We start from the raw sequence: 25,479 nt of genomic DNA on the forward strand, positions 1-25,479 counted from the left end.
ATACCGCCGGGGTCGCCCGGTGGGTACGCTGGCGTGCAGCACCCAGGGGAGGGAGCCCCGTCGATGGATCAGCCGGACGGACCGAGCACCGCCCGCATGATCGACTACTGGCTCGGCGGCCGGCACCACCGTCCGGTGGACGTTGCCGCGGCCGCCGCTTTCGAGGCGGCGTACGGGCCCTGCGCGGCGATCTTCCGGTCGCTGCGTGGTTTCCTCGGCCGTACCGTGCAGGCGATGGCCGCCGACGGGATCGACGGCTTCCTGGTCTTCGGCGCGGGTGTGCCCACCTGCGGCAACGTGCACGAGGTCGCACCGGAGGCGACAGTGCTCTACACCGACGTGGACCCGGAGACGGTCCGCCTGGGCCGGAGCCTGCTCGCCGGCAGCGACCGGGCCGGGTACGGCTACGGCGACGCCACCGACATCGGGACCGTCGACCGGGCGCAGCTGCACCGGTTCGTGCCGGGCTGGGGGAGACGGCCGGTGGGTGTGGTATTCCTCGGGCTGGCGGCGTTCCTGGACGACGACACGCTCGCCCGTACGCTCGACGAGCTGTACCAGGCGGTGGCGCCGGGCAGCCGGCTGGCGATCGACTTCGACACCGAGGAGCTGGCCGGGCACCCCGAGGCGCTGGCCATGATGGGCCCGGCGTTCCGGATGCGAGCGCCCGAGCGGTTCGCGCCGCTGCTGGGCCGCTGGCAGCCGACCGGCGACGGCATCGTGCCGGTGGCGCGGTGGCGGCCGGCCGGTGAGCCCGAGCCGGTGCCGGACGCGTTCCACGGCGCGCTGGCGTTCCGCACGGCCGGCTGAGCCGGTCCCGTCACGCCCGGCCGAGGCGGGGCGTTCGCCGTCTGGCGGCCTTCGTATGATGTTTGCCCTGTAGCAATAGTCGTCATCGGAGGATGAGCATGCCGGAGGCGTCCGGATCGGTGTCACGTGCCCTGCGCACGGCGCCACCCGACCAACTGGCGGAGACCGCGGACGCGGTGCTGCGCCAGACGCTCGGGGCTGCGCGGGCGGAGGTGTTCGTCGCCGACTACCGCGCCAGCGGACTCTGGCCGGTGCTCGACCCGGACGTGCCCGACGGCGGCCCGCTGCTGGCCCACAGCGTCGCGCAGCGCTGCTTCAGCAGCCAGGAGCCGGTGCTGGACATCGTCGAGGACGGCCGCTGCCGCGCCTACCTGCCGCTGTCGGTGTGGGGGGAGCGGCTCGGCGTGCTGATGGTGGAGCTGCCCGGCGACCCGGACGCGGCCACTGTGGAGGCCGCGCGCGACGCCGCCGGGGAACTGGCAGTGGCGATCCGGGCGGCCGACCGGGAGACCGACCGCTACCGGCGCGCCCGGCGGCGGGAGCGGCTGAGCATGGCTGCCGAGATGCAGTGGGACCTGCTGCCGGGGCGCAGCGTACGGCTCGGTGACGCGCTGCTCGCCGGGCAGCTCGAACCGGCGTACACCGTGGGCGGTGACCACTTCGACTGGTCGGTGGACGGCGACCGGCTCACCCTCACCGTGCTCAACGGCACCGGCAGCGGGCTGGCCGCGTCGATGCTCACGGCGATGACGGTGAACGCCATGCGCAACGCCAGGCGTTCGGGCGGCAGCCTGGTGGAGCAGGCGGAGCTGGCCTCGGACACCATCTACTACCAGCACCGGGGCGACCGGCACGTGGCCACGCTCCTGCTGGAGCTGGACAGCCGCCGGGGCGTGATGCGCGTGGTCGACGCCGGCTCACCGCAACTGCTGCGGCTGCGTGGGGGCCGCGTCACGCCGATCGCGCTGGAGCAGCAGCTGCCGCTGGGCATGTTCGCCGAGACGCGCTACGACGTGCAGGAGTTCACTCTGGAGCCGGGCGATCGCCTCTTCGTCGTCAGCGACGGGGTGTACGCGGCGGAGCCCGACGAGCAGGAGCCGTACGGCGTCCGGGCCATGGCGCGTGCGATGCGGTCGACTCGGCTGCAGCCGGCGACCGAGGCAGTTGGTACGGTGATGCGCGAACTGCACGCGTACCATGCCGACGCGGATCTCCGCGACGACGCGGTCGTCGTCTGCCTGGACTGGCGCGGCCCCAGCCGGTCCGACGACGTGACGGGGCAGTGACCGGGGCTGCGGAGCGAACACGAGCGGGACGATCGCAGGGGACGGCGAGTGGAGCGACCTCCGAATCTTGCCGCGGCCATCGAATCGGCTGCGGAGGCGCTCATCGGTGTGCTCGACTCCGCGACGTCCCGGCACACCGTCGGCGTCTCGCCCACCCAGCTGCGGGTGCTGTCGCTGATCGTGTCGCATCCGGACACCAACGTGAACCGGCTGGCCGAGCTGCTGGACGTGGTCCCCTCGTCGGCGAGCCGGTTGTGCGACCGTCTGGAGGCGGTCGGCCTGCTGCGCCGGGTGGCGGACCCGCGCGACCGGCGGGAGGTGCGGCTGATCCCGACCGCTGCCGCCGATACGCTGCTGCGCGACCTCCAGGAGAGACGGCACCGGGCGGTGCAGGCCGTGCTCGACCGTATGCCCAACCGGGTGCAGCACGAGCTGCTGCTGGCGCTGGTGGCGTTCAGCCAGGCCGCGGCGGCCACCGCCCCGCAGGCCGGCTCGGACTCGACCGCCCGTACCGCCTGATCCCTCGCACCGATGTCCGCCCTGCGTCCCACCGCTCAACTAGTGTCCTAGGATGCCTTAGCGGTTGTGACGGTCACCACCGTGACACCACTGAGCAACGACGCAGCGGGCCACCGGGGGAGAGCGGCGAGCCCGATATAGTGGCAGCGCAACTGGGCGGCCCGTGATCACCACGAGGGCGGGCCGCGTCGGGGAGGTCCCAGCCCGGGATCACAGAGGGCGCCGGCGTCTGACCGGCCGGCAACGCGCACGTCCCTCCAGCGGCCGTTCATCCGGCTGCCGGACCGTGCTGCGAAGGGAGGGTTCGGTGTCGCGTCGGCCGGCTCCAGCGGAGCAACCGGATTCCGGGACCGCCACGGTCGTGGGAGACCGCGTCCTCACGCTGCCCAACCTGATCAGTTTCGTCCGGCTCGTCGGCGTACCGATCTTCCTCTACCTGTTCCTCGTGGTGCGGGCCGACGTCGCCGCCATCGCGGTGCTCGCCGTGGGCGGTACCAGCGACTGGGTGGACGGCTGGATCGCCCGCCGCCTGGGCCAGGTGAGCCGGCTCGGGGAGCTGCTCGACCCGCTGGCCGACCGCCTCTACATCCTCGCCACGCTGCTCGCGTTCACCGCCCGCGAGGTGGTGCCCTGGCAGTTCACCGGCGCGCTGCTGGCCCGGGAGCTGCTCCTGCTGGTGTCCCTCGGGGTGCTGCGCCGGTACGGCTACGGCCCGCCGCCGGTGCACTACGTGGGCAAGACCGCGACGTTCCTGCTCCTGGCGGCGTTCCCCATCCTGCTGCTGGCCGACGCGGTGCCGGACGCCGGCACCGCCGCAGGCGCGATCGGCTGGGGCCTGGCCTGGTGGGGCCTGGTCCTCTACTGGGTCGCCGGCGCGATGTACGTGGTGCAGGCGAGCCGCCTCGTGCGGGCCATGCGGGCGCGGCGTACGGAGGCGGCGGCATGACGACGCCGTCACGGGACGGGGACAAGGAACGCGACCCGTCGACCCGGGTGTACGCCCCGGACTTCCTGACCGAGCTGTTCCGCAATCCGCTGGACCCGGGGTACGGGGACGCGGCGGCGCGCCGGGCGACGGGCTCCATGTCGCGGCTGCGGGAGGTGCTGGGTCGGCCGGTGAGCCTGGTGGTGCTGGCGCTGATCGGTTTCCTGTTCGCGGTGGCGTACCGGGAGACGGTGGCGGAGGAGCCGAGCCGCGCGACGGCGCGGGCGGGTCTGGTCGCCGAGATCAAGGGGCGGGAGGCGGAGACCGACCGGTTGACCGAGCGCGCCGAGCAGTTGCGTGAGGAGGTCGGCCGGCAGCGGGACGCGGCGTTGAGCGGTTCGCAGGCGTCCCGGTTGCGCACGCTGGAGGCGGGCACCGGCCTGGCCCGGGTGCGGGGGGACGGCGTGGTGGTGCGGCTGGCCGACGCGGCGGCGGACCAGGACGGGGTGACCGGCGGGGATGCGGGCCCGTCCCGGGTGCTGTATTCGGATCTGCAGAAGGTCGCGAACGCGTTGTGGGCGGCGGGCGCCGAGGCGGTGGCGGTGAACGGGCAGCGGTTGACGGCGACGTCGACGATCCGCTCGGCGGGTGAGGCGATCCTGGTGGACTACCGGCCGGTGACGGGCCCGTACGAGGTGCAGGCGATCGGGCCGAGGTCGATGCGGGACCGGTTCGACGAGAGCCGGGCGGCGGCGTTGATGCGTGAGGTGGCGCGGACGACAGGTCTGTCGTTCGGGGTGAAGCGGGTCGACGACCTCACCTTGCCGGCGGCGCCGCAGCCGCGGCTACGCTACGCCGAGCCTCCGGCGAGCCCGGGTCCGAGCGCGAGCGCGCGCCCGTCGGGTTCGGGTGGCGCCGGTTCGTCGAGTCCCGGGTCGTCCGGCCCGGGTGGTTCTTCCAGCCCTTCGGGAGGTGGCCGATGATCGCGGTGCTGGCGTTGCTCGCCGGTGTGGTGCTCGGGGTGTATCTGGACCCCACGGTGCCGGCGGCGTTGCAGCCGTATCTGCCGATCGCTGTGGTGGCCGCGTTGGACGCGGTGTTCGGTGGGGTGCGGGCGAAGCTGGACCGGATCTTCGACGACAAGCAGTTCGTGGTGTCGTTCATCTCGAACGTGCTGGTGGCGGGTCTGATCGTGTACCTGGGTGACCAGTTGGGCGTGGGCGGTCAGTTGTCCACCGGTGTGGTGGTCGTGCTCGGGGTGCGCATCTTCGGAAATGTGGCGGCGATCCGCCGGCACCTGTTCCGGGCGTAGGTTTGTGGCGATGAGCGAGGAACACAGGGAGACGGGTACCGGGTGGCCGCGGCCGGGGGAGCCGGCGCGGCCGTCGGGTCCGGCGGGTGAGCCGGATCCGCGCCCGGACGCGCCCGATCCGGACGAGTTGAGCCCGTTGGCGCCGGTGGAGCCGGTGCCGGACGAGGCGGCGGAGCCCGCGGAGCGGGAGGCGGTGCCGGAGTCCGAGCCGGAGCCGGGTGCGGCGGCCGGTGCCGGTGCGCCGTCGGCGGCGCGGCGGTTCTCGTCGGCGGGCGCGATGATCGCGGTGTTGCTGGCGTTGCTGGGTTTCACGCTGGTGGTGCAGTTCAAGACGACGTCGACGGATCCGACGCTCGCGGCGACGCGGGAGGAGGACCTGGTGCGGATCTCGTCGGATCTGGATTCGCGGGAGCGGCGGCTGCGCCAGGAGATCGAGTTGCTGGAGGAGAGCCAGCGGCAGCTGCGGTCGGGTGAGCAGGGCCGGCAGGCGGCGCTGGAGGAGGCGACGCGGCGGGCGGACGAGCTGGGCATCCTGGCGGGTACGTTGCCGGCGGTGGGTCCGGGTCTTGAGGTGCGGTTCTCGGGGCCGGCGAAGGCGGTGTCGTCGACGCGGATCCTGGACGCGGTGCAGGAGCTGCGGGGTGCGGGCGCGGAGGCGATGCAGATCCAGGGCACTGACGGTACGGCGGCGCGGATCATCGCGTCGACGTATTTCGTGGACGGGCCCGACGGTGCGCTGGTGGTGGACGGGCGGCGGTTGACGGGTCCGTTCACGATCATGGTGATCGGTGATCCGGCGACGATGCGTACGGCGTTGAACATTCCCGGCGGGGTGGTCGCATCGGTGCGGGACGGCGGCGGTAACGTGACCTCCGAGGATCGTGAGGTTGTGGAGGTTTCGCAGCTGCACGCGCCGATCAAGCTGGACCACGCCCGGCCGGTCTCGTGACCGGTCGCGGCCGCGCCGGTTTCTCCGGTGCACCGATGACGAAGGACGCAGTTGGTGATTCCTGAGGATCTGCGGTACACCGCCGAGCACGAGTGGGTGGTCGGTGGTGACGGTGGTGTCGTCCGCGTCGGTATCACGCACTTCGCGCAGGACGCCCTGGGTGACATCGTGTTCGTTCAGCTGCCGGAGCCGGGTGCGGTGGTGGCGGCGGGTGAGTCGCTGGGCGAGATCGAGTCGACGAAGAGCGTGTCGGAGATCTACGCGCCGTTGAGCGGCACGGTGGCGGCGCGCAACGAGGCGTTGGCCGACACCCCTGAGGTGATCAACACGGATCCGTACGGTGCGGGGTGGTTGGTGGAGATCACTCCGGACGATCCGGCGGCGGTCGAGGGTCTGCTGACCGCCGATGCGTACCGCGAGCTCACCGAGAGCTGAGTTCGTGCTGTTCCGGGCAGCGGCGAGGTTCCGCGCGTCCGGTTGCCCTGCATTTCGGCGCTGGCTAGGCTCGCCCAGTCGACCGAGAACCAATAGTTTGAGCGTTGCGGAATGCGCCTTCCCGGGCACGGGGAGCCAGCCGCCGGGTGTGGTGTTGCCCGGCGGCCAGACCCGCCATTCCCTGACGCCGACCGAACAGATCCGTGAGGTGGTCCCATGACGCGCCCAGACGACGAGTTCCCCCCGCTCGACGTCACTTCGACGCTCAATCTCGGCTCGCTCGACGAAGTGCTGGAGGGCCCGGACACCGATGTGGTGCCGAGCCGGATGTCCGGCTCGTTGCCGCCGGGTATGGCGTTGCTGGTGGTTCGCCGGGGTCCGAATGCGGGTGCCCGGTTCCTGTTGGACCACGATGTGACGACGAGTGGGCGGCACCCGGACAGTGACATCTTCCTGGACGACGTGACGGTGTCGCGTCGGCACGCGGAGTTCCACCGTGACGGTGGGACGTTCACGGTGCGGGATGTGGGCAGCCTGAACGGCACGTATGTGAATCGTGAGCGGGTCGAGGCGGCGACGCTGAGCAACGGTGACGAGGTGCAGATCGGCAAGTTCCGGGTGGTGTTCATCGCCGGTCCGCGCCCGGAGGAGGAGGCCGGCCGGGGGTGAACGAGCCTGCGGCTTCGACGCCGTCCGGGGCGGCGCGGGCGCCTGCGCTGATGAGTATCGGCGAGGTGCTGGCGCAGTTGCGGCCGGAGTTTCCGGACGTCACGATCTCGAAGTTGCGGTTCCTGGAGGCCGAGGGCCTGGTGGAGCCGCAGCGGACGCCGGCGGGTTATCGGAAGTACGGCTGGGACGATGTGGCGCGGTTGCGGTTCGTGTTGACCGCGCAGCGGGATCAGTACCTGCCGTTGCGGGTGATCCGGGAGCAGTTGGCCCAGTGGGACGGGTCTGGTCCGTCGCCGGGGCGGGGGCGGCCGAATCTGGTGGCTGTGGGTCCGGGTGGTGAGGTTCCGGGCCGGGAGCCGGTGGAGTCGGTCGAGTCGTCGGAGGTGCGGCTGGACCGGGCGGGTCTGATCGCTCGTAGTGGTGTGGACGAGTCGACGCTCGCGGAGTTGGAGCGGCTGGGTGTGCTGGTGTCGGATCCGCCGGGGTGGTACGACGCGGACGCGTTGATCATCGCGAGTGCGGTGGCGGGTCTGGCGGCGTACGGGCTGGAGCCTCGGCATCTGCGGGCGTACCGGTCGGCGGCGGATCGTGAGGTCGGGTTGTTCGCGCAGTTGGTGGCGCCGTTGGCGCGGCAGAGCGATCCGGCGGCGCGGGCCCGGGCGGCGGAGACGGCGCGGGAGTTGCTGGCGTTGTCGCAGCGGTTGCACGCGGCGTTGGTGCGGGTGGGGCTGCGGTCGACGTTGGGCCGGTGAGGTCGGTGCGAGGGGCCGGGTGCGGTGTGCGCCCGGCCCTTCGTCGTGGGTGGGCGCGGAAAGATCTGGTCGGCGGAGCGTGTCGTAGGCTTGCCGGGGTATGCCCGTCCGGCGAGGCGTGGTGCACGTAGCGCGTGGGACTCCCGTGTCCTGGTCCGTGTACCGTGCAGGGAAGGGCGCGGTGCATGGTGACGACGACACGGAGGCGGCGGTGCGCGAGCTGAGCGTGGTCGGAGTTCGGGTGGAGTTGCCGAGCAACCAGCCGATCGTCCTGCTGCGGGAGGTCGAGGGGGACCGCTATCTGCCGATCTGGATCGGCGCGGTCGAGGCGACGGCGATCGCTTATGAGCAGCAGGGGGTCAAGCCGGCCCGGCCGTTGACGCACGATCTTCTGCGGGATGTGCTGACGGCGTTGCAGGCGCCGTTGCGGGCGGTGGAGATCACCGAGTTGAAGGAGAACGTGTTCTACGCGGATCTGCTCCTCGGTGACGGTGTGCGGGTGTCGGCGCGGCCGAGTGACTCCATCGCGTTGGCGTTGCGGGTGGGTGCTCCGATTCGTTGTGCGGAGCAGGTCCTCAGTGAGGCGGGGATCGTGATCCCGGACGAGCAGGAGGACGAGGTGGAGAAGTTCCGGGAGTTCCTGGAGCAGGTGCGTCCGGAGGACTTCGCGGGTTGAGGTGTCCCGGCCGGGTGGCCGGGGTCGGCGCGGCGGTGGTTGTCACGGCAGGTGGCGGCCGGCCGCCGTGTGTTTTTGTTGCCGGGTGGTGGCGCGGCGTGTCGCGGTGTCTTCTGCGGGTGAAGTCCGGGGGGCGGCGCTAGGGTTGCCGTGTCGAGGGGTGCGCGTACGGGGAGTCGGCGCGGCACCGCCACGGGCGCGGGGAGGTTGGTCCGGATGCACGAGCCGCGGGATCCTGGTCCGGGTGCGGAACAGCAGGCGGGTGTGGGGGCCGATCCGGCCGGTGACGGCGAGGTCGGCTACCGGGGTGTGACCGCGTGTTCGGCGGTGGGGATCAGTTACCGGCAGTTGGACTACTGGGCGCGTACGGCGCTGGTGGTGCCGAGTGTGCGCGACGCGTCGGGTTCGGGGACGTCGCGGTTGTACTCGTTCCGCGACCTGGTGGTGTTGAAGGTCGTGAAGCGGCTGCTGGACGCCGGGGTGTCGTTGCAGAACATCCGTAAGGCGATCGAGGCGTTGCGGTCGCGTGGGGTGGACGATCTGGCGGGCATCACGTTGATCTCCGACGGGACGACTGTGTACGAGTGCCGGTCGCCGGAGGAGGTGGTCGACCTGTTGCAGGGCGGCCAGGGGGTGTTCGGCATCGCGATCGGTGGTGCGTTCAAGGAGATCCAGGGTTCGTTGTCGCATCTGCCGGCGGAGCCGGTGGGTGGGCAGGAGCCGGCCGTGCCGGCGGTGGAGCCGGAGTCGGACTCGGAGTCGGAGTCGGTGGGTGACGAGCTGGCGGCGCGCCGGGCGCGGCGCCGGGCCGGGTGACCTGCGTCGCGTCTCGTTGACGGGATCGCGCCGCGCCCGAAAAAGGGTGTGGCGCGATTCGTGTTTTGGTGACGGGGTGTGGTCCTCGCCTGTGGGCTGAGGTGATCGGACGGTGTGGACCGGGCCGGGTGAGGGTCGGCGCAGGTCACGGCATGTGTGCGCGTGATGTCCGAAAAGGACGGTACGTCGTGCGTGTTGACAGCCTGTGTGTGACCGGCTGCGGTGCGTTCACCGACTCGGGCCGCGTTGCTGACTGTCCGTGATTGACAGTTCTCGGGATCAGGACAGGGTCGGCGTGAAGTGTCGTTGCGGGCGCGCTATGGTCCGTTCCGGTCGTCGGCGTGTCGACGTCACGGCGGAACGCTGTGTGACGCCGCGCCGGACGGCGAGCCCCTGCCGCGGCGCTGCCCGCGGACCCCTTGTGGAAGGACCGAGCATGACGGTGACGAGCGAGACCACCCCGATCTCCCACTACGAGCGCATCGGCGGCGCGGCCGCGGTGAAGGCCGCGGTGGAGCTGTTCTACGACAAGGTGCTGGCCGATCCGGATCTGGCCGGCTACTTCGCCGACGTGGACATGGTGGAGCAGCGGCGGCACCTGGCGCTGATGCTGGCGTCGTGCTCGGCGGTCCCAACGAGTACGCGGGCCGTGGCCTGGAGGAGGCGCACCAGCCGCTGAACATCACCGGTGAGCACTACGCGAAGGTCGGTGAGCATCTGACCGCGACGCTGGTGGAGCTGGGCGTGCCCGCGGACGTGATCGCCGATGTGCAGGTCGTGCTCGGGCAGGTGCGGGAGCAGGTCGTGTCGGCGGGGGACGCCTGAGCGTGGACGTCGCACGGCTCAAGCAGAGCTGGTCCCTGGTCGCCGCGCACGGCGACCAGGTGCCGCTCTACTTCTATTCGACGCTGTTCCTGGCGCATCCGGAGACCCGGCAGATGTTCCCCACGAACATGGCCGGGCAGCGGGACCGTCTGGTGGCCGCGCTGGGGCATGTGGTGTCCCACGTGGACCAGGTGGACCGGCTGGTCGGGTTCCTGCGGGACCTCGGCGCGGATCACCGGAAGTTCGCGGTGCGCGCCGAGCACTACCCGGCGGTCGGTGAGGCGCTGCTGGCGACGTTGCGGCACTTCTGCGGTGAGGCGTGGACCGAGGAGCTGGCGGCCGACTGGGCCGCCGCGTACGGGCTCGTCGCGCAGGTGATGACCGAGGGTGCGCAGGCCGCGGAGTCGAAGTCGCCGCCGTGGTGGGTGGCGGAGGTGCTGACCCACGAGCAGCGCACGTTCGACGTGGCGGTGCTGACCGTACGCCCGCAGTATCTGTTGCCGTTCACGCCCGGCCAGTCGATCGGGGTGTCGCATCCGGCGGTGCGGTCGTGGCGGTACTACTCGCCGGCGAACGCGCCGCGTCCGGACGGCACGGTGGAGCTGCACGTGCGGGCCGCGCCGGGTGGTGTGGTGTCGTCGCGTCTGGTGTACGGGTGCGCGGCCGGTGACCAGATCCACCTGGCGTCGCCGGTGGGCGACCGGTTGACGTTGTGGCAGGCCGGGTCGTCGGATCTGCTGCTGCTGGCCGGTGGGACCGGCTGGGCGCCGGTGAAGGCGCTGGTGGAGCAGGTCGCGGCGGAGGGTTCGGGTCGGCGGGTGGACCTGTACGTGGGTGCCCGTTCGCGGACGGAGTTCTACGACAGCGAGGCGATCGACAAGCTGGCGGCGACGCATCCGTGGCTGCGGGTGTCGTACGTGGCCGGTGCGGATCCGGCCCGGTCGGGCGAGTCGGTGCGCATCGCCGACCGGGTGCTGGCCGACGGGGACTGGCGGTCGCGGCACGTGTACGTGTGCGGCTCGGACGAGATGGTGGGTCATTCGGTGGCGGCGTTGACCGGTGCCGGGTTCCAGCCGGGCCAGGTGCACCACGAGGGTTACGGCAAGCACTGGTACGGCCCGGCGTGGCGGACGATGACGGGGGCTGACGAGTCGGAGGTGAGCCGGTGAGCGCGGGTCCGATCAGCAGTTACGACGCGCAGCAGGTGTCCGGTCCGGTGCAGGTGCGGTTGACCTCGGACCGGGTGCGGCGGTGGGAGTTCGGGTCGGCGGCGTTCACGCGGCGCGGCTACGACCAGACCGATGTGGACCGGTTCCGGTTGCAGGTGGCCGACGAGCTGGATCTGCTGGCGGCGCAGGTGGCGAACCTGCGGGCGGAGAACGAGCGGCTCAACGACCATCTGGAGCTGCACCGGCACGGGGTGATCCCGAGCACGGAGGCGGCGGTGGCGCCGGCGGCGAAGGAGGTCAACCTGTTGTCGGCGGCGCAGCGGGAGGCCGAGCAGATCATCGCGCAGGCCCACGACTACGCGCGCCGGGTCGCCGAGTACGCCCGTACCCAGTACGAGAGTTACATGCGGGCGGCGGCGGAGGAGGCGAAGCGGGAGGCCGAGCGGGCGGTGACGGAGTACCGCAGTACCGCGGGGAGCGGCTTCGACGACTCGGTGGCGACGCGTGAGGCGTTGCGGATCTTCGGCGAGATGATGATCTCGCACATGCAGGCGGCGGCCCGGCACCTCGACGACGGCAGTGAGCAGTTGTCGCGCACGATGGAGCGGATCGCGCGGGAGTTGCCGCAGGGCGGTGGGGGCACGCCGCAGCCGGCGTTGTCGCGGCACCAGCGTTGAGCGGCGTCCCGGCCCGTGTTCACGGCGGGCCGGGACGCGCCGGCGGGTGTCAGGCGGCGACGGCTGCGATCGCGTCGGCGATGGGGGTGTCTCCTCCGACGAGTTCCAGGGTGTGCCCGGCGGTGGCCGGGGCGTACAGCAGGGCGAGCAGCACCCGGGCCACGTCGGCGCGGCTGATCGCGCCGGGTTCGACGTGCCGGGCCAGGGTGATGCGGCCTGCGGGTTCGTCGTCGGTGAGGCGGCCGGGCCGCAGCACCGTCACGTCGAGGTCCCGCGCGGCGACGTCGTCCTCGGCGGCTTTCTTGGCCCGCAGGTACGCCGCCCACACGTCGTCGGTGCCCTCGGCGGGGGCGGCGTCCACGCCCATGGAGGAGACCAGCAGGTAGCGGCGTACCCCGGCTCGTACGGCGGCGTCGGCGAGCAGCACGGCGGCGCCGCGGTCGACGGTGTCCTTGCGGGCGGCGCCGCTGCCGGGTCCGGCGCCGGCGGCGAACACGACCGCGTCGGCGCCGGCCAGGTGGGCGGCGAGGGTGTCGACGTCGGTGTGTTCCAGGTCACACACGACCGGTTCGGCGCCGGCGGCGCGCAGCGCGGCGGCGTGGTCGGGGTTGCGGATCAGTCCGAGCGCGGTGTCTCCGCGTCCGGCCAGTTCCCGCTCCAGCAGTTTGGCGATCTTTCCGTGCCCTCCGGCGATGACGACGCGCATGGGCTCAACCTAGCCCGCCTGGCCGCACCCCGCCGCGCGACCGCCGTACGGGTGGGAGGTGCGGGGTTCGGCGAGGGAGCATGGACGGGTGAGTGAGGCGTTCGAGGAGTTGACGCGGCTGGTGGCCGCCGGTGACGTGGTGGTGCTCAGCGGCGCGGGCCTGTCCACCGAGTCGGGCATCCCGGACTACCGGGGGCCCAGTGGCGCGGCGCGCCGGCACACCCCGATGACGTACCAGGAGTTCACCCGGGATCCGCTGGCCCGGCGGCGGTACTGGGCGCGCAGCCACCTGGGCTGGCAGACCATCGCCCGGGCGGCGCCCAACGACGGGCACCGGGCGGTGGCCCGGCTGCAGGACGCCGGGCTGCTCGGCGGGATCATCACCCAGAACGTCGACGGGCTGCACACCGCCGCCGGCGCCACCGGCGTGATCGAGCTGCACGGCCGCCTCGACGAGGTGACGTGCCTGGACTGCGGTAACGCCACCGGCCGTGACGAGCTGCACCGGCGGCTGTCCGAGGCGAACCCGGGCTTCGACGCGCGGGTGGCGCGCGTCAACCCCGACGGCGACGTGGACCTGCCCGACGAGGCGGTGACCGGGTTCCGCGCCGTCGACTGCGGGGTCTGCGGCACCGGCATGCTGAAACCGGACGTGGTGTTCTTCGGCGAGACGGTTCCCGCGCCCCGCGTCGCGGACTGTTTCGCGCTCGTCGAGCGGGCCCGGGCGCTGCTGGTGCTCGGGTCGTCGTTGACGGTGATGTCGGGGCGGCGGTTCGTGCTGCGGGCGGCCCGCCACGGCATCCCGGTGGCGATCGTCAACCAGGGCGTCACCCGCGGCGACGGGTACGCGGCGCTGCGCCTGGACGCGCCGCTGGGCGCGACGCTGTGCGCGCTGGCCGACCGGGTGGCGGCGGCGCCGGCGCCGGTGTGATCAACCCCCGGGACATGAGCCGGAAACACGCCCGCTGGTAGCGTGGGAAGTGCCGGTACCACCCACGTGGGAGAGACCGTCGATCCGACGGCGCCGAAGGGGCAGATTCTCCCCGGAACCTCTCAGGCAAAAGGACCACGTGGGCAGGCGCTGTGGAGCGCGTCAGCGCGACTCAGGGGGAGGCCGACCCGTCGACCTCGCCCCACCAAGGAGCGCAGCGCATGACCGCAGAGCAGTTCGCCGACCGGCACATCGGCCCCGGCCGCGACGACGAACGCCGGATGCTGGACACCATCGGTTACGGCTCCGTCGACGAGCTGATGGACGCCGCGATCCCCGAGGTGATCCGCTGGCACGGCACCCTGGACCTGCCCGCCCCGGCCAGTGAGCGGGAGGCTGTCGCCGAGCTGCGCGCCCTCGCGTCGCGCAACACCGTCGCCGTGTCCATGATCGGCCTGGGTTACCACGGCACGCACACCCCGGCGGTGATCCGCCGCAACGTGCTGGAGAACCCCGCCTGGTACACCGCGTACACGCCGTACCAGCCGGAGATCAGCCAGGGCCGGCTGGAGGCGCTGCTGAACTTCCAGACCATGGTCACCGACCTGACCGCCCTGGCCACCGCGAACGCGTCGATGCTCGACGAGGGCACCGCCGCGGCCGAGGCGATGACGCTCGCCCGCCGCGCGTCCAAGAGCAAGAGCCCGGTGTACGTGGTCGACGCCGACGCGTTGCCGCAGACCGTCGCGGTGATCGCCAGCCGCGCCGAGCCGCTCGGCATCGAGGTGCGCGTGGTCGACGTCGAGCGTGACGAGCTGCCGGCGGAGTTCTTCGGCCTGCACCTGCAGTACCCGGGCGCCTCCGGCGCGGTCCGCGACCACCGGGCGCTGGTCGACGCGGCGCACGGCGTGGGCGCGCTGGTGACGGTCGCCGCGGATCTGCTGGCGTTGACGCTGCTGCGCCCGCCGGGCGAGATCGGCGCCGACATCGCCGCCGGCACCACCCAGCGGTTCGGCGTACCGATGGGCTTCGGTGGGCCGCACGCCGGTTACCTGGCGGTGCGCTCAGGCCTGGAGCGGATGCTGCCCGGCCGCCTCGTCGGGGTGTCCCGCGACGCCGACGGCAACCCGGCGTACCGGCTGGCGTTGCAGACCCGTGAGCAGCACATCCGCCGGGAGAAGGCGACCAGCAACATCTGCACCGCCCAGGTGCTCCTCGCGGTGATGGCCGGCATGTACGCCGTCTATCACGGCCCCGACGGGCTGCGCGCCATCGCCCGGCGTACCCACGAGGCGGCGGCGCGGCTCGCGGCCGGGCTGCGCGCCGGGGGCGTCCAGGTCGCGGACGTCGCGTTCTTCGACACTGTCACCGCGACCGTGCCGGGCCGGGCCGCCGAGGTGGTCGCCGCCGCCGCGGCGCGCAACGTGAACCTGCGGCTGGTCGACGCCGACCGGGTCGGCATCTCCTGCGACGAGACCACCACGCCCGCGCACCTTCAGGCGGTGTGGGCGGCGTTCGGCGTCGACGGGTTCGACGGCGACACCGACGCGGGCCTGCCCGACGGGCTGGCCCGCACGTCGGACTTCCTCACCCACCCGGTGTTCCACAGCCACCACTCGGAGACGGCGATGCTGCGCTACCTGCGCCGCCTGGCCGACTTCGACTACGCGCTGGACCGCGGCATGATCCCGCTGGGGTCGTGCACGATGAAGCTCAACGCCACCACCGAGATGGAACCGATCACCTGGCCGGAGTTCGCGCACCTGCACCCGTTCGCGCCGGACGAGCAGACCGCCGGATACCGGGAGCTGATCGCACAGCTGGAGGGCTGGCTGGCCGAGGTGACCGGCTACGACGCGGTCAGCGTGCAACCGAACGCCGGGTCGCAGGGTGAGCTGGCCGGGCTGCTGGCGATCCGCGGCTACCACCGGGAGCGCGGCGAGGGCCACCGCGACGTGTGCCTGATCCCGTCGTCGGCGCACGGCACGAACGCCGCGTCAGCGGTGATGGCCGGCATGCGGGTCGTGGTGGTCGGCTGCGACGCCGACGGCAACGTCGACCTGGTCGACCTCGACGCGAAGATCGACAAGCACCGGGACGCGCTCGCCGCGATCATGGTGACGTACCCGTCGACGCACGGCGTGTACGAGACCGGCATCGCCCAGCTGTGCGCGAAGGTCCACGACGCCGGCGGTCAGGTGTACGTCGACGGCGCGAACCTCAACGCGCTGGTCGGGTTCGCCAAGCCGGGCCGGTTCGGGGCGGACGTGTCGCACCTGAACCTGCACAAGACGTTCTGCATCCCGCACGGCGGCGGCGGCCCGGGTGTGGGCCCGGTGGCGGTGCGCTCGCACCTGGCGCCGTTCCTGCCCGGCGACCCGCTCGGCGCGCGCGCCGACGGGCGGCCGGCGATCTCGGCGGCGAACCACGGGTCGGCGGGGATCCTGCCGATCCCGTGGGCGTACCTGCGGATGATGGGCGCCGACGGGCTGGCCCGCGCCACCGGCGTGGCGGTCCTGGCGGCGAACTACGTCGCGGCGCGGCTGCGGTCGCATTTCCCGGTGCTGTACGCCGGCAACAAGGGCCTGGTCGCGCACGAGTGCATCCTGGACCTGCGTCCGTTGACCAAGGCCACCGGCGTGACCGTGGACGACGTGGCGAAGCGGCTGATCGACTACGGCTTCCACGCGCCGACGATGTCGTTCCCGGTGGCCGGGACGCTGATGGTGGAGCCGACCGAGAGCGAGGACCTGGCCGAACTGGACCGCTTCTGCGACGCGATGATCGCGATCCGGGCGGAGATCGACAAGGTCGGCTCGGGGGAGTGGCCGGCGGGGGACAATCCGCTGACCAACGCGCCGCACACCGCGGCAATGGTGTCGGCCGACGAGTGGCCGCACCCGTACCCGCGGTCGGTGGGCGCCTACCCGGCGGGTGTGGACCGGGCGGGCCGGTACTGGCCTCCGGTGCGGCGCATCGACGGCGCGTACGGCGACCGGAACCTGGTCTGCTCGTGCCCCGCGCCGGAGGCGTTCGAGGACTGAGCGGCTGACGCCGGGGCGGTGGGCTCTCGCCGCCCCGGCCGGTGCGCCGGACGGTCATGACCGGCGCGTACGCTCACTGACGCTGCGTGATCGCTCAGGCGACGAGGGCGTGGCGGGCCGGACCCCGGTGCGGGGCGATGGTGCGCCCGTCGGGGAGCAGCTCACCGGTGTCCTCGAAGACGATGACACCGTTGCAGAGCAGGCTCCAGCCCTGCTCAGGGAAGCAGGCGAGTACGCGGGCGGCCTCGCGGTCGGTCGCGTCGGCGGAGGGGCAGGTGGGCTGGTGCTGACACATCGGGTTCTCCGGACTGTGGGGGCACTGTGTCATGGTTCACATGACCAGTGACGCACAGTACCAAGGAAAACTGAGCGGCAACGAGCAAGGATGCGTCTTGTTCACCCAGAATGGGCTGAACGGATGACCCGTAACGGCCCGGACGTCGTGGAAGCGCTCCCACAGGTGGAGGTCGATGCTCCCGGCGCCCCGCCCGGATGCCGCCGCCGGCTCGTCGAGACCGCCCGGCTGCACTGGTCCGTCGGCGACGGCGGCGACCCCGCCGACCTGGCACAACGCTTCCTCGCCGCACACGGCATCGACCGCGGCGACCTCGCCCGGCCCGGCCGCCACGACTCCGACGCCGGAGTGTGCGGCGCCGCGCTGTACCTGTCCGCCGCCGCCGGCGCGTACACCCTCGGCGTGTCGCCCGGCGCGCCCAGCCCCGCACCGGCGCTGCCCGACCTGGTCGTGGTCGTCTACCACCACACCGACCACCCCGCGGCGCCCCGGCCGCCGGCCCCGGCCCCGTGGCGGCTCGGACCCTGGCAGGACAGCTGGACCCCGGCCGCGCACGCCGCCGCCGTCGCCGCGGTCCGCGACGCCATCGCCCGCGGCGACGTCTACCAGGTCAACATCGTCGGCCACGCCGCCGCCGGCTACACCGGCGACCCGCTGCCCGCGCTGGCCCGCCTCGCCGCGCTACCAGGCGCCCGCTACGGCGGCACCCTGCACGGCCCCGGCTGGGCACTCGGCTGCGCCTCCCCGGAAACCCTCATCGCCGTCGAACACGGCCGGCTGGTCACCCGCCCCATCAAGGGCACCCGCCCGGCCACCCCCGCCGGACGCCGCGACCTGCTCACCTCGGCCAAGGAACGCGCCGAACACGTCATGATCGTCGACCTGGAACGCAACGACCTGGCCCGCGTCGCCCGCACCGGCTCGGTGCGCGTCGACGAGCTGTTCGCCGTACGCCGCTGGTGTGACCTGTGGCAGGCCGAGTCGACGGTGTCGGCGGCGCCCGCCGACGGCCTCGGCCTGGCCGACCTGCTGCGCGCGGTCTGCCCCGGCGGGTCGGTCACCGGCGCGCCCAAACACGCCGCCCTGGCCCACATCGCCGCGCTGGAGCCGGTCGGCCGCGGCGCGAGCATGGGGGCGCTCGGCTGGGTCGGACCCGACCGCCTCGACCTGGGCCTGACCATCCGCACCGCCGCCGCCGACGGGAACCTGCTGCACCTGTGGGCCGGGGGAGGCATCACCTGGGACAGCGACCCCGCCGCCGAGGTCGCCGAGGCCGCCGCCAAGGCCGCCCCGATCCGCGCCCTGCTCGCCGGCTGACGGGTCGCCCGGCGGCCCGGCCTTCCCGCGGCGGCTCAGCCGGCGGTGGCGAACTCGTCGAGGGCGGCGACGACCCGCTCGCCGATGCCGTGCCCGCCGCCGTGACCGCCGGACTCCACGATCTCCAGCCGCGCGTCCGGCCAGCCCTGGGTCAGCAGCCATGCGATGTCCGGCGGGCCACTGACGTCCAGCCGGCCCTGCACCAGCACCCCCGGAATGCCCGCCAGGCGGCCCGCGTCGCGCAGCACCTGCCCGTCCGGCTGGAAACCCCGATTCGCGAAGTAGTGCGTCACCAGCCGGGCGAACCCGTACCGGAACACCGGATCGTCGAACCGGGGATCCGGCGCGAACCCACCGGCGAGCGACACGTGCACATCCTCCCAGTCGCACCAGTCCCGCGCCGCCTGCTCCCGCACCGCCGGGTCCGGGTCGTTCACCAGCCGCGCGTACGCCGCCGACAGGTCACCGTCACGGTCGGCCTCGGGCACCCCGCCACGGAACCGCGCCCACTCCTGCGGGAACACCCGGCCCATGTCCCGGGTCACCCACTCGATCTCCCGGTTCGTGTTGGCGACCACGCTGAACAGCACCAGCGCGCTGACCCGCCCCGGGTGCCGCTGCGCGTACGCCAGCGCCAGCGACGACCCCCACGACGCGCCGCACAGCAGCCACCTGCCGATCCCCAGATGCGCGCGCAGCAGCTCCATGTCGGCCAGCAGATGCCCGGTGGTGTTCACCGACAGGTCAGTGGACGGATCCGACGCCGGGGGAGTGCTGCGCTCACAGCCACGCTGGTCGAACAACACGATCCGGTACGCGGCCGGGTCGAACAGCCGCCGCCACGACGCGCCCGCCCCCGAACCGGGCCCACCGTGCACCACGAGCGCCGGCCGCCCGTCCGGATTGCCGCACGTCTCCCAGTACACGCGCTGCCCGTCCCCGACGTCCAGCATCCCGTGCGCGTACGGCTCGATCGGCGGATACATGCGGCGGCCTCCCTGCGACAGTGTCCGCACACCCTACGAGCGTCGCCGCCCCGGCGGGTGCCCCCCGCGCAGCGGTAAGCAACGGATAGCCTTCCGGACATGACTATGCGCCCCATCCGGATCATCGGCGACCCCGTGCTGCGCACCCCCAGCGAACCCGTCACCAGCTTCGACGCCGAACTGCGCGCCCTCGTCACCGACCTGATGGACACGCTGCTCGGCGCCCCTGGCCGCGCCGGCGTCGCCGCACCCCAGATCGGCGTCAACGCCCAGGTGTTCGTCTACGACGCCGACGGCCACCGCGGCCACATGATCAACCCCACGCTGGAGGTGTCCGACGAACTCCAGGACGACGAGGAGGGCTGCCTGTCCATCCCCGGCCTGTACTTCCCGACGCCGCGCGCGCTGCACGCCACCGCCCACGGCTACGACCAGCACGGCGAGCCGCTCACCGTCACCGGCAGCGGCTTCCTCGCCCGCGCCCTGCAACACGAGACCGACCACCTGCGCGGACGCCTCTACGTCGACACCCTGCGCGGCGACACCCGCCGCCGGGCTCTGCGCGAGATCCGCGCCGGCCGGTTCGACTCACCCAGCCGCGGCCGCTGACGTCAACGCGCACTCGGTGAACCCGGCCACCCGGGAGAACCCCAGCCGCTCGTACAACCGCACCGCCGCCGCGTTGTCCGCCCGCACGTTCAACGTCACATGATCCACAGACGCGCGCAGCCGGGCGCACAACGCCGCCACCACACCCGCACCCAGACCACGACCCCGCACGTCCGGATGCGTCGTCACGTTCCCCAGCGCCGCCACCCGCCAGCGCGGCGAGAACACGTGCACCCCCGCCACCGCCACCAGCCGGCCGTGCTCCCGCACCCCCACGTACTGGCCCGTCTCCAGCATCCGCGCATCGAACCAGTTCCCCGGATACGCCACCGCGTACAACGCGGCCAGCTCCGCCGCGTCCGCCGGCCCCAACGGCTCACCCACCGCCGGCACCGTCGCCAGCCGCCCCGGATCCGTCAACGCCATCCGGTGATGCGCCGCCGCCTCCGACACCACGAACCAGCGGCCCAGCGTCGCCTCCAGACCGGGGGACAGGTGCGCCCACATCCGCGCCGGCAACACCGGCGCCGCCTCCGTCAGCAACCCCGCCAGCTCCGCCACCCGCTCCGGCGCCGCGAACGCCAGCAACGTCGGCAACTCGACCCCGTGATACAGCAACACCACCTGGTCGCCACGCCGGAACCACGACGTGTACGGCCAGAAGAAATCGTCCAGATCACCCAACTGGTACGCGTGCAACACCGGATCCCGGCCCAGCAGACCCGCCAGCACCGCCCGGTCGTGCTCCGCCCGCACCGCCACCGCGATCAGCCCGCCGTCCACTGGTCGTAACCCAACCGGGCCACCAGCGCCAGCACCACCACCAGCAGCACCACCCGCACGAACCCGGCGCCCCGCCGCAACGCCATCCGCGCGCCCACAGCCGCCCCCACCACGTTGCACACCGCCATCGCCGCGCCCAACGCCCACCACACATGCCCGGTCAACCCGAACACCATAAGCGCGCCCAGGTTCGTGCCCGCGTTCACGACCTTCGCCATCGCCGAGGCATGCACGAAATCCGAGCCCAGAATCGCGGTGAACGCCAGCACCAGGAACGTGCCGGTACCCGGCCCGATCAACCCGTCGTACAGAGCGATACCCAGACCGGCCACCGCCACCGCCACCACCACCCGCGCCGGGGTCCGCCGCTGCGGCGACGCCACCACACCAAGCGACGGCCGCGCCAGCACGAACACCGCCACCGCCACCAGCACCACGAGCACCACCGGCCGGTACGCGCTACCCGGCACCGCACCCGCCAACGCCGCACCCAACCCCGCCGTCAGCACCGCCAACCCGGCCGCCGGACCCGCCACCGCCCAGTCCAGCTTCGTGCGCCGCGCGTACGTCACCGCCGCCGTCGACGTACCGAAGATCGCCGCCAGCTTGTTCGTGCCCAACGCCGTCGCCACCGGCACACCCGGCGCCGCCACCAGCAACGCCGGCAACAACAACAGACCGCCGCCACCCACCACCGCGTCCACCCACCCCGCCAGAAGGGCAGCGGTCAGCAACGTCGTCAACGACAGGGCATCCACCGACGCATTCTGCCCACGCCGCCACCAGCGACGAGACCACCTGTGGCCAGCCTCACCGCCCCCGGCGACGCCGCAACCACACCCCGACCGACCCCACCGCCACGAACACCAGCATCGAACAGCACAGCAGTTTCAGCACCCGGCAAGACTCCCACGACGACGTAGGGTGTCCAGGTGCGCCTGGCCACCTTCAACCTGCTGCACGGCCGATCCCTCACCGACGGGCTCGTCGACCCCGACCGGCTCACCGCCGCCGTCACCGACCTCGACGCCGACGTCCTCGCCCTCCAGGAAGTCGACCGCGACCAGACCCGCAGCGGCAAACTCGACCTCACCGCCGTGGCCGCCCGCGCCCTGCACGCCGACCACCACCGCTTCGCCGCCGCCGTCGTCGGCACCCCCGGCGAACAGTTCCGCCCCCTCACCCACGACGACGACGGCCACGGCGAACCCCTCTACGGCATCGGCCTCATCAGCCGCCACCCCGTCCGCTCCTGGCAGGTCACCCGCCTGCGCGCCGCCCCCGTCCGCTCACCCATCTACGCACCCGGCCCCGGCGGCGGACTCGTCCTGCTCCGCGACGAACCCCGCGTCGTGCTCGCCGCCGTCCTCGACACCCCCCACGGCCCACTCACCGTCGCCGCCACCCACCTGTCCTTCGTGCCCGGCTGGAACATCTGGCAACTACGCCGCGTCGTGCGCGTCCTGCGCACCCTCCCCGCACCCCGGATCCTGCTCGGCGACCTCAACCTGCCCGCCGGACCCGCCGCCGCGCTCACCCGCTGGCAGCCCCTCGCGCGGCGCCCCACCTACCCGGCCGGGCAACCCCGCGTCCAGCTCGACCACATCCTCGCCGACCGGCACGGGCTCGACCGGCTGCCGGCCGTCACCGCCGTCCACACCCCGCTGGCGACCATCTCCGACCACCGGCCCCTCGTCGTCGACCTCGGCTGACCGCTCAGCCCAGACCGCTCTGCCGCCGCGCCGCCTCCACCGCGTTGCGGAACAACATCGCCACCGTCGTCGGACCCACCCCGCCCACACGCGGCGTGATCGCCCCCGCCACCTCGGCACACGACTCGTCCACGTCCGGCAGCAACCGCCGCCCCTGGTACCGCACCCCACCACCGACCACCACCGCACCCGGACGCACATGCTCCGGCCGCACGATCCCCGGCACCCCCGCCGCCGCGATCAGGATCTCCGCCCGCCGCGTATACCGCGGCCAGTCCGCCACCCCCGTGTGCACCACAGTCACCGCCGCGTTCGCCGTCGGCCGCTTCTGCGCCAGCAACATCGCCAACGGCCGACCCAACGTCGCACCCCGGCCCAGGATCACCACCTCCCGGCCCGCCACCGGCACACCGTGGAACGCCAGCAACGCCTCGATCCCCGCCGGCGTACACGGCAACGGACCCGGCAACCCCAACGCCAGCCGGCCCATGTTCACCGGATGCATCCCGTCCACGTCCTTGTCCGGATCCAGCACCGCCAACGCCCGGTCGTAGTCCAGATGACCCGGAATCGGATACTGCACCAGCACCCCGTGCACCGTCTTGTCCGCGTTGAAATCCGCCAGCACCGCATGCAGATCCGCCTGCGACGCCGACGCCGGCAGATGCACGTGCGGCGACACGAACCCCAGCTCCGCCGCCTGACGCTGCTTGATCCGGATATAACCCGCGCTCGCGTCGTCGTCACCCACCAGCACCGTCGCCAGCGCCGGCGTCACCCCCGCCGCACGCAGCTCCGCCACCGACGCGGCGACCTCCGACAACACCTGCTCCGCCACCGGGGCACCCGGCAACAACCGCGCAGAAGACATACGACACCTCGCCCGCGGAGGCCCAGGCGGTCGACCCCCGCGACGAGCTCCCCGATGGTTCACCCATCCCCGTGCCGCCAGTCGCGTTCCCCTCAGCCTGCCACAGCCTCCACCGCCACCGCATCCACCACCGACTGCCACCCCGGCAACGCCGCCAGCAAACCGTCCGCCCGCCGCCGCCGATCCGCCGCCGACGCCACACCCAGATCAGCCAGCACCGCCCCGAACGCCCGCTCCCACTCCGGCGCCACCACGCCCGACACCACATGACACCGCGCCCACGTCACCAGCACCCAGAACATCGCCTCCCGATGCCGACCCGCCTCGATCAGCTCAGCCGCACCGTCGAACACCACCGGACGCCCCGCCGTACCCAGATCCGCCCCGAACGCGAACCCCTCCCGCGGCAACCGCGACACCTCGTCGAACACCACCGCCAACCCGGCCAGATGCTCCCGCACCCGCGCCGCGTCCACACCCACCCCGCCGCCGTCGAGCGTGTCCAGCAGGCCCGCGTACCGATCCGCGAACCCGAACCGCGACAACACCCGCTCCGCCCGCACGTACCGCCGCCGCACCGTCGGATCCGCCAGACCCGCCACCGCCGGCCACACCGCCAGCAACGACGTCGGAAACACCCACGCCAGCACCTGCTCCGCCACCGGCGCCGAACCGCCCACCGCCCGCAACCCGGCCTCGATGCGCCGCCGCACCCCCGCGCACCGCTCCCGCACCCACACCGGATCCGCGAACCCCGCCGCCACCCGCTCCCGCACCGCGGCCAGCCGCCCCGACGGATCCGCGATCACCCCATCGGTACGGAACATCGGCGCGAACACCCACGACCCCAGCACGTCCTCCGGGCCACCCAACTCCTCCCACGTGACAGTGCTGACCTCCAGCAGCACCCCCCGGTGCACGAACTTGCCCACCTTCACACCGGGCTCCCGGCGTACCAGCAGCACGTCCACGTCCGACCACACCGGCAGCACCGCGTCGTCCGGCAACCCCACAGTCGACCCGCTGAACAACGCCCCCTCGATCGACGGGTCGGCGCGCATCCGCTCCCGCACCCACCCGACAGCCACCGCCCGCGCCGCACCCACCCGCATCTAGCCGATCCTGCCAGCGCGCCACCCCACACGCCGCCCGCCGCACGACAGTCACCGCCGCGGCGCCAGCCCCGACAACGCCCGGTTGGTACGGTTCGCCGCCACCGCCGCCCGCTGCTGACCCGCCGTCACCTCGATGTACGTCTGCGACGACGCCAACGACGCGTGCCCCAGCAACCGCATGATCTCCGCCGCGCTCGCCCCGTCCTCCGCCAACCGCGTCGCGAACGTGTGCCGCAACGCGTGCAACCGCGCGCCCCGCGGCACCCGGTCACCGATACCCGCCCGCCGGTAACACGACTCCACCAGGTACTGCAGCCCACCCCGACGCAACGCCTCACCCCGACGATCCACCAGGAACGGCGCGTCCGGCCGCACACTGCGCGACCCGAACCGGAGCCGCCGGCTGTCCAGGTAACCCGCAAGCACCCGGTCCACGGCGTCCTCGATCGGCACCGTGCGCGGCCGCCCGCCCTTGCCCGCCACGTCCACCCGCCGCTCACCGTCGCGCCCGGCCACCGACGACACCCGCAGCGCCAGCAGCTCCGACAGCCGCAACCCCGCGCACAACGCCAGCGCCAGCACCGCCAGGTCGCGCTCCGGCCACGGGTCACGCTGCCGGCCCTCCGCCCGGGCCACCGCCGCCAGCAACTCCTCCGGGGTGTCCTCGCCCCGCAGCGGCTTGGGCCGGGGGAGCGGCGTGCGGGGTCGTCCCACCGCCGGCATCGGATTCCCCGGTACGACACCCTCGGCGACCAGGAACGTGAAGAAGCTGTTCCAGGTCGACCAGGCACGATGGACCGACGCGGCGGCACGGGGAGCGGCGAACCGCGCGAACGCCGCGCGCATCACCTTGGGGGAGAGGGTGCTGACCGGTAGGCGCAGGGGAGAGGCGTCACCGTCCGCCGCCACCAGCTCGGCCACAGTGGTCAGATCCCGCCGGTACGCGGCCAGTGTGTGGGGGGAGGGCTTACGGGTGGCCCGGGCGGTCAGGAACTCCTCAATAAGAGCGCCTACCGTTCCGTCCGGTTTGTCATGCATAAGGGATATTATGCATGATTCTCGCGTTCCCGTCAGGAGGCACATCAGGGGAGCGCGGGCGATCAACGCCATGATCAACTCCATCTCGCCGAGATGGCGGTAATCCCAGTGCTCCGATGCAGCCACATCGGCGAACTGGCGGCGGCTCCGGCGATCATGAGGTTGGCCGGGAGTGCCGTCTAATTTGTTGCCGCCAACTTCATGATCGGCGGACGGTGGGTGGAGCGAGGTGGGATCCGGCGGGGGATGCGC

The 25,479-nt window shown here is 72.7% G+C and carries 29 protein-coding genes and 2 riboswitches; of the genes, 21 read left to right on the top strand and 8 right to left on the bottom strand.

Annotated elements, in window-relative coordinates; all coding sequences use genetic code 11:
* Window positions 1-63: 63 nt before the first annotated feature.
* The 16 genes from FHX31_RS13980 to FHX31_RS14050 all read left to right on the top strand — a co-directional run bounded on the left by FHX31_RS13980 (window position 64) and on the right by FHX31_RS14050 (window position 11,820).
* A complete protein-coding gene (locus tag FHX31_RS13980) occupies window positions 64-810 on the top strand; it encodes an SAM-dependent methyltransferase (protein WP_013286379.1) in 747 nt (248 codons plus the stop codon).
* 98 nt (window positions 811-908) lie between these two features.
* Entirely contained in the window at window positions 909-2,096 is a 1,188-nt protein-coding gene (locus FHX31_RS13985) for a PP2C family protein-serine/threonine phosphatase (protein ID WP_030272213.1), read from the top strand.
* Between the two features lie 48 nt (window positions 2,097-2,144).
* Window positions 2,145-2,615, top strand: coding sequence for a MarR family transcriptional regulator (locus tag FHX31_RS13990; RefSeq protein WP_013286377.1), 471 nt, complete (start codon window positions 2,145-2,147; stop codon window positions 2,613-2,615).
* Window positions 2,616-2,922: 307 nt separating this feature from the next.
* On the top strand, window positions 2,923-3,561 hold the full coding sequence (gene clsA / locus FHX31_RS13995) for a cardiolipin synthase ClsA (RefSeq protein WP_013286376.1): 639 nt from the start codon (window positions 2,923-2,925) through the stop codon (window positions 3,559-3,561).
* On the top strand, window positions 3,558-4,523 hold the full coding sequence (locus FHX31_RS14000; RefSeq protein WP_030272215.1) for a DUF881 domain-containing protein: 966 nt from the start codon (window positions 3,558-3,560) through the stop codon (window positions 4,521-4,523). The genes clsA and FHX31_RS14000 overlap by 4 nt, the downstream gene beginning before the upstream one ends.
* The gene (locus tag FHX31_RS14005; RefSeq protein WP_007071104.1) at window positions 4,520-4,852 is read left to right on the top strand and encodes a small basic family protein; all 333 of its coding nucleotides are present in this window, start codon (window positions 4,520-4,522) and stop codon (window positions 4,850-4,852) included. The genes FHX31_RS14000 and FHX31_RS14005 overlap by 4 nt, the downstream gene beginning before the upstream one ends.
* Window positions 4,853-4,862: 10 nt before the next feature.
* A complete protein-coding gene (locus FHX31_RS14010) occupies window positions 4,863-5,801 on the top strand; it encodes a DUF881 domain-containing protein (protein WP_013286374.1) in 939 nt (312 codons plus the stop codon).
* 54 nt (window positions 5,802-5,855) lie between these two features.
* Window positions 5,856-6,236 carry a glycine cleavage system protein GcvH gene (gcvH, locus tag FHX31_RS14015; protein ID WP_013286373.1) on the top strand — a complete coding sequence of 127 codons (381 nt, stop codon included), beginning with the start codon at window positions 5,856-5,858 and terminating at the stop codon, window positions 6,234-6,236.
* 216 nt (window positions 6,237-6,452) lie between these two features.
* Window positions 6,453-6,905, top strand: a complete 453-nt coding sequence (gene odhI, locus FHX31_RS14020; protein ID WP_007071101.1) for an oxoglutarate dehydrogenase inhibitor Odhl — start codon at window positions 6,453-6,455, stop codon at window positions 6,903-6,905.
* A gap of 50 nt (window positions 6,906-6,955) precedes the next feature.
* Window positions 6,956-7,657 (top strand): transcriptional regulator FtsR, encoded by a 702-nt coding sequence (gene ftsR / locus FHX31_RS14025; protein WP_174361714.1) that lies wholly within the window; start codon window positions 6,956-6,958, stop codon window positions 7,655-7,657.
* A gap of 211 nt (window positions 7,658-7,868) precedes the next feature.
* Window positions 7,869-8,333: a bifunctional nuclease family protein gene (locus FHX31_RS14030; RefSeq protein ID WP_036311069.1), complete on the top strand. Its 465-nt coding sequence runs from the start codon at window positions 7,869-7,871 to the stop codon at window positions 8,331-8,333.
* 216 nt (window positions 8,334-8,549) lie between these two features.
* Window positions 8,550-9,149, top strand: a complete 600-nt coding sequence (locus FHX31_RS14035) for a MerR family transcriptional regulator (RefSeq protein ID WP_013476765.1) — start codon at window positions 8,550-8,552, stop codon at window positions 9,147-9,149.
* A 436-nt stretch (window positions 9,150-9,585) separates the two neighbouring features.
* A complete protein-coding gene (locus FHX31_RS32690) occupies window positions 9,586-9,828 on the top strand; it encodes a globin domain-containing protein (protein WP_402882026.1) in 243 nt (80 codons plus the stop codon).
* Complete coding sequence (locus FHX31_RS32695) at window positions 9,768-9,974, top strand: globin domain-containing protein (RefSeq protein ID WP_402882028.1); 207 nt, start codon at window positions 9,768-9,770, stop codon at window positions 9,972-9,974. Before FHX31_RS32690 ends, FHX31_RS32695 begins: the two co-directional genes overlap by 61 nt.
* Window positions 9,975-9,976: 2 nt before the next feature.
* A complete protein-coding gene (locus FHX31_RS14045) occupies window positions 9,977-11,143 on the top strand; it encodes a globin domain-containing protein (RefSeq protein WP_184976412.1) in 1,167 nt (388 codons plus the stop codon).
* Window positions 11,140-11,820 (top strand): DivIVA domain-containing protein, encoded by a 681-nt coding sequence (locus FHX31_RS14050; RefSeq protein WP_013476766.1) that lies wholly within the window; start codon window positions 11,140-11,142, stop codon window positions 11,818-11,820. The genes FHX31_RS14045 and FHX31_RS14050 overlap by 4 nt, the downstream gene beginning before the upstream one ends.
* A 49-nt stretch (window positions 11,821-11,869) precedes the next feature.
* Here FHX31_RS14050 and FHX31_RS14055 read toward each other — a convergent pair whose 3' ends face one another.
* A complete protein-coding gene (locus tag FHX31_RS14055; protein ID WP_047893994.1) occupies window positions 11,870-12,526 on the bottom strand; it encodes an NAD(P)H-binding protein in 657 nt (218 codons plus the stop codon).
* A gap of 88 nt (window positions 12,527-12,614) precedes the next feature.
* On the opposite strand from FHX31_RS14055, the gene FHX31_RS14060 reads away from it, so the two are divergent.
* On the top strand, window positions 12,615-13,457 hold the full coding sequence (locus FHX31_RS14060) for an NAD-dependent protein deacetylase (protein WP_030272221.1): 843 nt from the start codon (window positions 12,615-12,617) through the stop codon (window positions 13,455-13,457).
* Window positions 13,458-13,514: 57 nt separating this feature from the next.
* A riboswitch (glycine riboswitch) is annotated at window positions 13,515-13,605 on the top strand.
* A 73-nt stretch (window positions 13,606-13,678) separates the two neighbouring features.
* Complete coding sequence (gene gcvP, locus FHX31_RS14065) at window positions 13,679-16,501, top strand: aminomethyl-transferring glycine dehydrogenase (protein ID WP_091327731.1); 2,823 nt, start codon at window positions 13,679-13,681, stop codon at window positions 16,499-16,501.
* A 94-nt stretch (window positions 16,502-16,595) separates the two neighbouring features.
* Here the strand turns inward: gcvP and FHX31_RS14070 are convergent, their stop codons facing one another.
* Window positions 16,596-16,796: a DUF5999 family protein gene (locus tag FHX31_RS14070; RefSeq protein WP_013286363.1), complete on the bottom strand. Its 201-nt coding sequence runs from the start codon at window positions 16,794-16,796 to the stop codon at window positions 16,596-16,598.
* Between the two features lie 123 nt (window positions 16,797-16,919).
* Here FHX31_RS14070 and FHX31_RS14075 point away from each other — a divergent pair, with 123 nt between their 5' ends.
* On the top strand, window positions 16,920-18,113 hold the full coding sequence (locus FHX31_RS14075) for a chorismate-binding protein (protein ID WP_091327734.1): 1,194 nt from the start codon (window positions 16,920-16,922) through the stop codon (window positions 18,111-18,113).
* A gap of 35 nt (window positions 18,114-18,148) precedes the next feature.
* Here the strand turns inward: FHX31_RS14075 and pip are convergent, their stop codons facing one another.
* A complete protein-coding gene (gene pip / locus FHX31_RS14080; RefSeq protein WP_091327737.1) occupies window positions 18,149-19,099 on the bottom strand; it encodes a prolyl aminopeptidase in 951 nt (316 codons plus the stop codon).
* 99 nt (window positions 19,100-19,198) lie between these two features.
* On the opposite strand from pip, the gene def reads away from it, so the two are divergent.
* Window positions 19,199-19,708, top strand: coding sequence for a peptide deformylase (def, locus tag FHX31_RS14085; RefSeq protein WP_030272226.1), 510 nt, complete (start codon window positions 19,199-19,201; stop codon window positions 19,706-19,708).
* Here def and FHX31_RS14090 read toward each other — a convergent pair.
* Window positions 19,688-20,491, bottom strand: coding sequence for a GNAT family N-acetyltransferase (locus tag FHX31_RS14090; protein WP_091327741.1), 804 nt, complete (start codon window positions 20,489-20,491; stop codon window positions 19,688-19,690). The two genes, def and FHX31_RS14090, sit on opposite strands and share 21 nt — an antisense overlap.
* Window positions 20,476-21,249, bottom strand: a complete 774-nt coding sequence (locus tag FHX31_RS14095) for a sulfite exporter TauE/SafE family protein (protein WP_184976414.1) — start codon at window positions 21,247-21,249, stop codon at window positions 20,476-20,478. Before FHX31_RS14095 ends, FHX31_RS14090 begins: the two co-directional genes overlap by 16 nt.
* Before the next feature lie 174 nt (window positions 21,250-21,423).
* On the opposite strand from FHX31_RS14095, the gene FHX31_RS14100 reads away from it, so the two are divergent.
* Window positions 21,424-22,203: an endonuclease/exonuclease/phosphatase family protein gene (locus FHX31_RS14100; RefSeq protein ID WP_013476774.1), complete on the top strand. Its 780-nt coding sequence runs from the start codon at window positions 21,424-21,426 to the stop codon at window positions 22,201-22,203.
* A gap of 4 nt (window positions 22,204-22,207) precedes the next feature.
* Here the strand turns inward: FHX31_RS14100 and FHX31_RS14105 are convergent, their stop codons facing one another.
* From FHX31_RS14105 to FHX31_RS14115, 3 genes are all read right to left on the bottom strand, one after another.
* A complete protein-coding gene (locus FHX31_RS14105) occupies window positions 22,208-23,074 on the bottom strand; it encodes a bifunctional 5,10-methylenetetrahydrofolate dehydrogenase/5,10-methenyltetrahydrofolate cyclohydrolase (protein ID WP_013476775.1) in 867 nt (288 codons plus the stop codon).
* Window positions 23,075-23,087: 13 nt separating this feature from the next.
* Window positions 23,088-23,169, bottom strand: a riboswitch (ZMP/ZTP riboswitch).
* Entirely contained in the window at window positions 23,167-24,186 is a 1,020-nt protein-coding gene (locus FHX31_RS14110; RefSeq protein ID WP_091327745.1) for a hypothetical protein, read from the bottom strand. Its footprint overlaps the riboswitch before it by 3 nt.
* Before the next feature lie 51 nt (window positions 24,187-24,237).
* Entirely contained in the window at window positions 24,238-25,227 is a 990-nt protein-coding gene (locus FHX31_RS14115) for a tyrosine-type recombinase/integrase (RefSeq protein WP_176739674.1), read from the bottom strand.
* Window positions 25,228-25,479: the final 252 nt, after the last annotated feature.

The sequence above is a fragment of the Micromonospora sp. CNZ286 genome (assembly GCF_014207755.1).